The 7,207-nt window shown below is 56.0% G+C and carries 6 protein-coding genes; all 6 read left to right on the top strand.

What is annotated here, in order from left to right; translation table 11 throughout:
* Positions 1 to 814, top strand: an 814-nt coding sequence (locus BM152_RS16105; protein WP_074914465.1) for a UTP--glucose-1-phosphate uridylyltransferase, incomplete at its 5' end; no start/stop codon positions are given.
* 9 nt (positions 815 to 823) lie between these two features.
* Entirely contained in the window at positions 824 to 1,810 is a 987-nt protein-coding gene (gene galE / locus BM152_RS16100) for a UDP-glucose 4-epimerase GalE (protein ID WP_066608443.1), read from the top strand.
* 79 nt (positions 1,811 to 1,889) lie between these two features.
* Complete coding sequence (locus BM152_RS16095) at positions 1,890 to 2,909, top strand: glycosyltransferase family 2 protein (RefSeq protein ID WP_066608437.1); 1,020 nt, start codon at positions 1,890 to 1,892, stop codon at positions 2,907 to 2,909.
* A gap of 189 nt (positions 2,910 to 3,098) precedes the next feature.
* On the top strand, positions 3,099 to 4,085 hold the full coding sequence (locus BM152_RS16090) for a glycosyltransferase family 2 protein (protein ID WP_066608434.1): 987 nt from the start codon (positions 3,099 to 3,101) through the stop codon (positions 4,083 to 4,085).
* On the top strand, positions 4,082 to 5,779 hold the full coding sequence (locus tag BM152_RS16085) for a DUF5927 domain-containing protein (protein ID WP_066608431.1): 1,698 nt from the start codon (positions 4,082 to 4,084) through the stop codon (positions 5,777 to 5,779). Before BM152_RS16090 ends, BM152_RS16085 begins: the two co-directional genes overlap by 4 nt.
* Before the next feature lie 3 nt (positions 5,780 to 5,782).
* On the top strand, positions 5,783 to 7,207 hold the full coding sequence (locus BM152_RS16080; RefSeq protein ID WP_066608428.1) for a nodulation protein NodH: 1,425 nt from the start codon (positions 5,783 to 5,785) through the stop codon (positions 7,205 to 7,207).

Raw genomic sequence — 7,207 nt, 5'->3', positions numbered from 1 at the left:
CATGACCTTGGTCGACCGTCCGCTGATCCAGTATGCCATTGACGAGGCACGGGCTGCGGGCATCAAGGAATTCATCTTTGTAACTTCGCGCGGCAAGGGCGCGCTTGAGGACTATTTCGACCACTCTCCGGTTCTTGAGCAAGAGCTGCGCAAAAAGGGCAAAGGCAAGCTGCTTGAGGTGCTGAAAGGCACGAATATGGACAGCGGTGCCATCGCTTATATTCGCCAGCATAAGGCGCTTGGTCTCGGTCATGCGGTCTGGTGCGCACGTCGCCTTCTGGACCCGAAAGAACCTTTTGCGGTTATCCTGCCCGACGATGTGATCGCGGCGGAAAAACCCTGTCTGCAACAGATGGTTGAGGCCTACGAAGAACTCGGCGGCAGTGGCTCTATGGTTGCCGCGATGGAAGTTCCGGCGGACAAAGTGTCCTCCTATGGTGTTCTCGATGTGGACAAGGACATGGGCAACACCGTTTCGGCCAAAGGCATGGTTGAGAAACCTGCGCCGGGGACCGAGCCGTCCAACCTCGCTGTGATCGGTCGTTATATTCTCGATCCGTCTGTGATGAAGAACCTGCACACGATGAAAACCGGTGCCGGTGGAGAAATCCAGCTTACCGATGCGATTGCGGATGAAATCGGCACGGAGCGCGGCGTTTACGGATACCGGTTTAAAGGCCAGCGTTTCGACTGTGGTTCGAAAGCGGGCTTCCTTCAGGCGACCATTTCCTTTGGTCTGTCGCGGGATGACTTGCGCGACGAGCTTCAGACGTTCCTTGACGAGCTTTCGGCCGAGCGTGCGGCTGCCCAGTAAGGTGCGACAATGACAAAATGTGTAATTGTGACAGGTGGTGCGGGCTATATCGGCTCGCACGCCTGTAAGGCGTTGCGTGCGGCGGGTTATGAACCTGTGACTTTCGACAACCTGTCTACGGGTTGGGAAGATGCGGTGAAATTCGGGCCTTTCGAGAAGGGTGATCTTCTGGATCGTGCTCGTCTTGATGAGGTCTTCGCCAAGTATAACCCTGTCGCCGTGATGCATTTCGCGGCCTTCTCGCAGGTCGGCGAAAGCATGAAAGATCCTGCGAAATACTGGCGCAACAATGTCATCGGTTCGCTGACCTTGATCGAGGCCGCGGTTGCTGCGGGTTGTATGAACTTTGTCTTTTCCTCGACATGCGCGACTTATGGCGATCAGGACAACGTTGTTCTGGACGAAGAATCGGTGCAACTGCCGATCAATTCCTACGGCGCGTCGAAACGGGCGATTGAAGATATCCTGGAGAACTTCGAACAGGCATTCGGCCTCAATTCGGTGATCTTCCGCTATTTCAATGTCGCGGGGGGCGATCCCGAGGCAGAGGTCGGGGAATTCCACCAGCCGGAGACCCATCTCATCCCGCTCATGCTTGACGCTATTGCGGGCAAGCGCGATGCCTTGACCATTTTCGGCACGGATTACGTCACGCCGGACGGCACGTGTATCCGTGACTATGTGCATGTCTGCGATCTGGTCGATGCGCATGTTCTGGGGCTGAAATGGCTCGAAGATGGCAAGGGCAGCCGTGTGTTCAATCTTGGCACGGGTAAGGGCTTCTCCGTGCGTGAGGTGATTGATCATTCGCGGGCGGTGACCAACATGGAAGTGCCCTATGTCGAGGGCGACCGTCGTCCCGGTGATTGCACCAAGCTGGTGTCGGGGTCTGAGCGTGCGATCAAGGAACTTGGCTGGTCGCCGGATCGTTCCAACCTCACAGAGATGATCGGGGATGCCTGGAAATGGCATCAGACCGGACATTATGAGAAGTGAAATGTCATGTGCGAGAGGCCGTGTTTTCGGTTTGTCGCGCATGGCTCGCATCTGGCCCTGATACGGGGGACGGGCGGATTTGAGACGTATCTGGCAGAGCTATAAACTGTGGGTCCGGCGACGGTATCTTTTGTGGCGTGCCATTCGAGCGCGTCATAAATTGCGTGTGATACAGAACCGGACCTCCGACATTGATGAGACATCCATCCTCTGTGTGGGATGTCTGCGCAATGAGGCGCTGCGCCTTCCCTATTTTCTGGATTATCATCGCCGCCTTGGGGTGACCCATTTCCTGTTTGTGGATAACGACAGCGATGACGGAACTGTGGAGTTTCTCTCTGATCAGCCGGATGTGTCGCTCTGGTCTACAAGGGAAAGCTATAAACAGGCACGGTTCGGGCTGGACTGGACGACATGGCTTCAGTTGAAATATGCGCGGGGGAAGTGGTGCCTCACGCTTGATGCGGACGAGTTGCTTGTCTTTCCATTCCAAGAGACCCGAACCCTGCGGGATTTGACGCTTTTTCTTGATGAAACGGGGCAGAAGGCGTTCGGGGCTTTGATGCTGGATTTGTATCCTGAAGGGCCGATTGACGGGGCAGACTATCGCGTCGGACAAGACCCTCTGGAGGTTGTGCCGTTTTTTGATCCTGAACCTTACCGCGCGGTGCGTCAGGCGCCAAAGGACAATCTATGGGTTCAGGGTGGCGCGCGGGAGCGGGTGTTTTTTGCTGACGATCCACGGCGCGGGCCGACGCTGAACAAGCTGCCTCTTGTGAAATGGCATTGGCGGTATGTCTACCTCAATTCAACGCATTCAATGCTGCCCCGTGCTCTTAACCATGCCTATAACGGCCCCGGAGACACGCGGCTGTGCGGTGTGCTTTTGCATACGAAATTCCTGCCGATCGCGGTGGAGAAGTCTGTCGAGGAAAAGACCCGAAAGCAGCATTTTGCGCAGCCGGATGCTTTTGGTGCCTACTATGATGCTGTCATCAGTGGTCCAACGCTTTGGCATGAGGGGTCGGTGGCCTATGAGGGCTGGGAGCAACTGGAAGCTCTCGGGCTTATGAGTCGTGGCACGTGGGGGAAGAAATAGGGCGAAATCCCTCTGTTTTTTCGTAGTGGATTAAACAATTTTGCTATTTGATCTGAATTGTTTACGATTCATTTGAATATCCGTAGGTTACATAGCAAAGACTTTGGACAGGGTGGCGCGTTGCGGCATCATGATTACCGGGTTTCGGGGGCATAAGGCAGACTGGTGAGCAGGCTTTGGCAATATAAGATGCGGCTGCGGCGCAAACGCGCGCTCTGGCGGGCCTTTCAGGCACGTCGGGAGTTGAGCCTTGTGCAGGACAATACCCCGCGTATCCGGCCCGATGATATCCTGCTGGTCTGCACCCTGCGGAACGAGCGTATCCGCCTGCCGTATTTCCTGAAGTATTACAGGGATATGGGGGTGCGTCATTTTCTGTTCGTGGATAACGACAGCGATGACGGGTCTCGGGAATATCTTCTTGAACAAGAGGATGTTTCGATCTGGCACACCGCGGGGAGCTATCGAAAGTCGCTTTTTGGCGTGCACTGGATGAACTGGATCGCGCGTAAATATTGCCACGGGCATTGGACGCTGACCGTCGATGTGGACGAATTTTTCGTCTTCCCGTTTTGCGATACGCGCCCCATACAGGCACTGACCGACTGGCTCGACAATTCGGGTCTCAAAAGCTTTTCGGCCATGTTGATCGACATGTATCCGAAAGGGCCGATTGATGCGCAGTTTTACCGCGAGGGGCAGAACCCGTTCGAGATTGCCGAGTGGTTCGACAGCGGGAATTACATGATTTCCACCAATCCCGAATATTACAATCTCTGGATTCAGGGCGGGCCGCGTGCTCGGGTGTTCTTCAAGGATGATCCCTATAGCGCACCCTCTCTGAACAAGATTCCGCTCGTCAAATGGCACCGCAATTATGCCTATATGCATTCGACCCATATGCTGCTGCCGCGCGGGCTCAATCTGGTTTACGAGACCGAAGGCGGGGAAAAGGCCTCTGGTGCTCTGCTGCATGCAAAGTTCTTGAATACCTTTGTCGAGAAAACCCGCGAGGAGGTTGAGCGCAAACAGCACTATGCCGGATCGCGCGAATATCTCGCCTATCACAACCGGCTCGAAGATGACCCCGACCTGTGGTGCAACTGGTCGGAGAAATACATCAATTGGCGGCAACTCGAAATTCTCGGCCTGATGTCCAAGGGGAACTGGGCATGACGGTCGGGTTTGTCATGCTGGTTCATACCGCGCTGCATCGCGCCGAACAGGTTGCGCGGCACTGGGCATCTCACGGTTGCCCCGTCGTGATCCACGTGGATCAACGGGTGAAAAAAGAGCGCTATCAACCCTTCGTCAACAGCCTGTCCGATCTTGAAAATGTGGTGTTCTCGAAGCGCCGCGCCTGCGAGTGGGGGACATGGTCTCTGGTGGGGGCATCACAGGATGCATCAGAGCTGATGCTCTCGCGCTTTCCCGAGGTGCACCACGTCTATCTTTCGTCCGGCTCCTGTCTGCCGTTGCGCCCCGTCGAAGACCTCAAACAATACCTCGCGGAACGCCCTTTGACGAATTTCATCGAGAGCGTCACGACCGAGGATGTGCCTTGGACCGTCGGCGGGTTGGACCATGAACGCTTCACCCTGCGTTTCCCGTTTTCGTGGAAAAAACAGCGGCGTCTGTTTGACCGCTATGTGACGTGGCAACGCAAGGTCGGTTATAAACGCAAAATTCCGGACAAACTGGTGCCGCACCTCGGTTCGCAATGGTGGTGTCTGACGCGGCAAACCCTGTCGGCCATTCTCGAAGATCCGGACCGCAAAATCTATGATACCTATTTCAAAAAGGTCTGGATTCCGGATGAGAGTTATTACCAGACCCTCGTGCGGCTCTATTCGGATAATATCGAAAGCCGGTCTCTGACCCTGTCTAAATTCGACTATGAGGGAAAGCCGCATATTTTCTACGACGACCACCTCCAGCTTCTGCGGCGCTCCGACTGTTTCGTGGCGCGCAAAATCTGGCCGAAGGCGGAGCGGCTCTACGCGACGTTTCTTGATACCAAGATCAACCCGATGAAGGGGGCTGAGCCCAATCCGGGGAAAATTGACCGTATCTTTTCCAAGGCGGTTGAGCGTCGGGTCAACGGGCGTGAAGGTCTGTATATGCAAAGCCGGATGCCGGGGCATGGGAAGGAACACGGAAAAACCAGCGGGCCGTATTCCATTTTCGAGGGCTTCTCAGATCTGTTCGAGGATTTCGAGGGCTGGCTGTCGCGCTCTGTCGGGGCGCGGGTCCACGGGCACCTTTATGCGCCCGAAGGGGCCGAGTTCGCGGGCAAGCAAAAGGTCTTTTCCGGCGCTCTGTCGTCAGAGGCGAGGTTGCGGGACTACAACCCTTGCGGCTTTCTGACCTCCTTGGTCTGGAACACGCGAGGCGAACGCCAGTGCTTTATGTTCGGGCCGCGAGACAATCAGGAGATCAGCTGGCTCGTCGCCACGGACCCGAATGCGCAGGTCTCGGTAATCTCCGGCGCTTGGGCGGTGAGCCTGTTCCGTTCGAACATGAGCTTTTCCGAAATCCGGCGGGAAGCGGCGCGGCTGCAAAAAATCGAGGCGGAGCATCTCGACATTCTACGGTCGCGTGAGGTGAAGGCGCGGATCCGGATCTGGACTTTGGCGGATTTCATCGAAAGCCCGATGGAGCCCCTGCAAATGATTATTGACGAGATTGCGCCGCGCAATGTGCGCCGGTTGGCAGAAGCGCCGCGGATGCGGGATTTGACAGGGTTTGGACAATTCCTGCAAAACCTGAAAAACCAAGGCATGAAACCTCACCTCATGGGAGACTTTCCCATGGGCAACGAATCCGATACGCGCGCCCGTTCCCACAAGCGCCCTTACTTGGTAAAATAGATTATGGCCCAGTCTTTTGAATATTTTGTTATTTTTGCCGAGATGCGGACAGGGTCCAATTTTCTGGAAGAAAACGTCAATTCCTACCCTGGTCTGAAATGCTGGGGGGAGGTCTTCAACCCCGCCTTTATCGGCAAGTCTGGGCAAAAGGAGATGTTGGGCGTCTCAATGCAGGCCCGCGAGGCAAGGCCCACGGTTCTTCTGGACAAGATGCGTCAGGAGACCAAGGGTCTGTCCGGCTTCCGGTTCTTTCACGATCACGACCCGCGTATCCTGACCCATGTGCTCAACGACCCGAAATGCGCCAAGATCATCCTGACGCGCAACCCGTTGGAAAGCTATGTGTCCCGCAAGATTGCCAGCGTGACGGGCCAGTGGCGTCTGGGGGATCTCAAGGACGCCAAATCCGCGAAAGTCACGTTTAACAGGCGCGAGTTTCAGGAGATGCTCGACGAGCTCAAAGCGTTCCAGATTTTCCTGCAACGCCAGCTCCAGATGACCGGACAAACCGCGTTTTATATCAATTATGACGACATTCAGGATGTTGAGGTGCTCAACGGTCTGGCGCGGTTCCTCGGAGTGACGCAAGAGCGCAACAAGACCACGCAGAAGACCAAAGTGCAGAACCCGTCGCGGCTTGAGGACAAGGTGTTGAATTATGCCGAGATGGTGTCGGATCTGTCCAGCATCGACCATTTCAACCTGTCCGACACGCCGAATTTCGAGCCACGTCGCAAGCCCGCCGTGCCGACCTATGTGGCCTCTGTCAAAACGCCGATCCTTTACATGCCGGTGCGGGGCGGACCGGAGGCGAGCGTGGCCGAATGGATGTCTGCGCTTGATCGGGTTTCGCCTGACGCGCTGCTGCGGGAGTTCACGCAAAAGACGCTGCGCCAGTGGAAGCGCCAGAACAAAGGGCATCGCAGCTTTACGGTGATCTCGCATCCGGTCCAAAGGCTGCATCGGGTGTTCTGCGACTATATCCTGAACATCAGTGGCAGAACCTATGGGGAAATCCGTGAAACGCTGCGCAGCACCTATAAGTTGCCGCTGCCCGTTGCTGCGCCGGATGAGGCCTATACGCGGGAGCAGCACCGCGAGGCGTTTCTGAAATTTGCGAAATTCGTGCAGGGCAATCTGAACGGCCAGACCTCCGTGCGGGTGGACGGGACATGGGCCTCGCAATCCGAAGTGATTAAGGGATTCGCGGAGTTTTCCCTGCCGGATGTTGTGGTGCGCGAAGACCGTCTTGCCGATGATCTTGCGTATCTGGCCGATGCGCTGGGCGTGACTCCACCCGCCGTCGAGGCCGAGCCGGAAGATGTGCCCTTTGCCCTTGCCGATATCTATGACGGAGAGGTCGAAGAGGCGGTGAAAGCCGCGTATCAACGTGACTACATGACCTTTGGCTTCAAACCTTGGGGGTAA

The organism is Celeribacter halophilus, assembly GCF_900114135.1.
GTDB lineage: Bacteria > Pseudomonadota > Alphaproteobacteria > Rhodobacterales > Rhodobacteraceae > Celeribacter > Celeribacter halophilus.
Note: the sequence above shows the minus strand (reverse complement) of the source record. Positions and strands in the feature narration are given on the sequence as shown.